This is a genomic window from Klenkia sp. PcliD-1-E (assembly GCF_024124375.1).
In the GTDB taxonomy this organism is placed as follows: domain Bacteria; phylum Actinomycetota; class Actinomycetes; order Mycobacteriales; family Geodermatophilaceae; genus Klenkia.
On record NZ_JAMXRZ010000229.1, the window covers coordinates 1 to 2,427 of the forward strand.

The 2,427-nt window shown below is 77.9% G+C and carries 4 protein-coding genes; 3 read left to right on the forward strand and 1 reads right to left on the reverse strand.

The window, feature by feature from the left end:
- Nucleotides 1-583, forward strand: a 583-nt coding sequence (locus NH342_RS22710; protein WP_253018596.1) for a hypothetical protein, incomplete at its 5' end; no start/stop codon positions are given.
- Here the strand turns inward: NH342_RS22710 and NH342_RS22715 are convergent.
- Entirely contained in the window at nt 562-891 is a 330-nt protein-coding gene (locus NH342_RS22715; protein ID WP_253018603.1) for a rhodanese-like domain-containing protein, read from the reverse strand. The genes NH342_RS22710 and NH342_RS22715 overlap by 22 nt on opposite strands.
- A 33-nt stretch (nt 892-924) precedes the next feature.
- Here NH342_RS22715 and NH342_RS22720 point away from each other — a divergent pair, with 33 nt between their 5' ends.
- Together NH342_RS22720 and NH342_RS22725 are read left to right on the forward strand one after the other, a co-directional pair.
- Nucleotides 925-1,425 (forward strand): PH domain-containing protein, encoded by a 501-nt coding sequence (locus NH342_RS22720; RefSeq protein ID WP_374209501.1) that lies wholly within the window; start codon nt 925-927, stop codon nt 1,423-1,425.
- A gap of 79 nt (nt 1,426-1,504) precedes the next feature.
- A partial coding sequence (locus NH342_RS22725) for a PH domain-containing protein (RefSeq protein WP_253018601.1) occupies nt 1,505-2,427 on the forward strand: 923 nt, incomplete at its 3' end.

The following is a 2,427-nucleotide window of genomic DNA, read 5'->3' on the forward strand; positions in this document are numbered from 1 at the left end:
GGCCGTGGCCGCCGCCGCGGCGGTCGGCGCCGGGGTCCTGGTGCTGCTGCCCGACCCGCTGGGCTGGGTGGGCGCCATGGGCGTGCCCGGCACGGTGCGCAACGGCACCGCACCCAGCACGTGGCTGTCCTACGCCCTGGCGTGGGCGGTGCACGGCCTGGGCCTGGACGGCGCCCTCTCCGTCGGCCGGGCGGTCGCGGCACTGGCGGGCGCGGGGCTGGCGGCCTGGCTGCTCTGGCGGGCCGCCGCCGGCACGCCCCGGCAGGCGATGTCGACCGTCGGGCTGGCGCTGCTGGTGCTGGCCCTCAGCGGGCCCGCGCTCTACCCCTGGTACCTGACCTGGGGGCTGTTCGCCGTCGCCGCGGCCGGCGGGGTGCGCGCCCGGTGGGCCGTCGTCGCGCTCTCGGCCTACCTGGCACTGGCCGGCTCGCTGACCGAGGGCTTGGCCGTGCAGCTGGTCGCCGGGGCGTGCGCGCTGGCGCTGGCCGGCGGCGCGCTGTGGGCCGCGGCCGACCTGCGGGCGCTGCTGCTGCGGCCGCCGTGGGCGCTGGCCCGGGCGCCTCAGACCACCGTCGGCGGCTGACCGGTCTCGCTGACCATCGGCCGGCCCGCGGCCTGCCACTCGCCCATGCCGCCGCCGACGTTGACCGCGTCGTAGCCGTTGGCGAGCAACCACGCGGCCACCCGCGCCGAGCGTCCGCCGCCCCGGCAGGTCACGTAGAGCGGGTCGGCCTCGGGCAGGTCGTCGAGCCGACCCGGGACCTCGCCCATCGGGATGTGGGTGGCGCCCTCGACGTGGCCGGCGACCCACTCGTCGTCCTCGCGGACGTCGAGCACGACGGCGTCCTCGGGGACCTGGCTGGCGGGCACGGTGGGGACCTGCTGCGGCATCGTCACGCCCTCCATGGTGGCCCACCCGGGAGGATGGGGCCCGTGCACCCCGACCCGGCCCGCTCACCCGCCTGGACGCCGTCCCGCAACGCCGTCGGGCTGTGGACCCTCGAGGGCGCCGTCGGCACGGTGGTGCTGGCGCTGCTGGTCACCGGCCTGGAACTGTTCGTGCCGCTGCCCACCTGGCTGGCGGTGCTGCTGCCCGTGCTCACCGTGGTCTGGGGCGCGGTGACGATCGGGGTGCGGCCGCGGCTGCGCTACCGGGTGCACCGGTGGGAGGTCACCGCCGAGGCGGTCTACACCCGCACCGGGTGGCTGTCGCGCACCTGGACGCTGGTGCCGGTGTCCCGGATCCAGACCGTCGACGTGACCCGCGGGGCGGTGCAGCAGCTGTTCGGCCTGGCCAGCGTCGCGGTGCTGACCGCCTCGTCGCAGGGCACCGTGCACATCCCGCACCTGGACGCCGACGTCGCCGCCCGGGTGGCCGACGACCTGGCGCACCGTGCTGAGCTGGTCCGCGACGAGGCGACGTGAGGAGCCTCCCGGCCCGTCTCCCCGACGGGCAGACCGGCGGGGACGGCGCCGCAGCCCTGGCCCCGGACGACGAGGCGACGTGAACCCGGCGCGGACGTCGTGGCGGGTCGTGCTGGTGCACACCATCACCTTCAAGCAGGCCCGGCAGTGGGTGCCGGTGGTGCTGGGCATCGGTGCGTTCCGCGGCCTGACCGACGGGCCCTGGGCGGTGGTGGCCCTCGCCGTCGGCATCACCGCGGTCTCGCTGGTGACCGCCGGGCTGGCCTGGTGGCGCTTCACCTACGCCGACGGCGCCAGCGCCGTGGTGGTCACCCGCGGGCTGCTGTCCCGCTCGGTGCGCACCGTGCCGCTGGACCGGGTGCGCGGCGTGGAGGTGGAGGCGCCGCCGCTGCACCGGTTGCTCGGGCTGGTCCGGGTCCGGGTGGACGCCGCCGCCGGGGCGGTGGGGGGCACGGACGAGGAGCTGGTGGTCGACGGGCTGCCGCGCGCCGAGGCCGACCGGCTGCGCGCGCACCTGCTGGCCCGCCGCGCCGCGCCGTCGGCGGAGGCCCCCGCCGAGCCGGTCGAGCAGGAGCTGGTCCGCTTCGACAACCGGTGGCTGCTGTACGCCCCGCTGGTGGGCAGCTACCTCGCCGTCCCGCTGGCCGCGGTGGGTGCGCTGTTCCGGCTGGCCGACGAGCTGCCCCGGCGCTGGCGGCCCGACCTGGGCCGGCCCGACCTCACCGACACCGCCGTCGTCGCGGTCGCCCTGGTGGCGGTCGTGCTGGTGCTCGTCGTCGGGTCGGTGGTGGGCAGCGCGGTGGTCAACTGGCGGTTCCGGCTGACCCGCCGGGGTGGCTCGCTGGTCGCCGTCCGCGGGCTGCTGACCCGGCGGCACACCGAGCTGGAGGTCGACCGGGTCCGCGGGTGCGCGGTGTCGGAGGGCCTGGGCATGCGGTGGGTGCGGGCCGCCCGGGCCACCGCGCTGGTCACCGGGCTCGGGGACGCCGCCCGCCGCGGACA

Excerpts from the sequence above, each read along its gene's own strand:
- NH342_RS22715 (WP_253018603.1), bottom strand. The coding sequence starts at position 891 with ATGCCGCAGCAGGTCCCCACCGTGCCCGCCAGCCAGGTCCCCGAGGAC.
- NH342_RS22720 (WP_374209501.1), top strand. The coding sequence starts at position 925 with ATGGGGCCCGTGCACCCCGACCCGGCCCGCTCACCCGCCTGGACGCCG.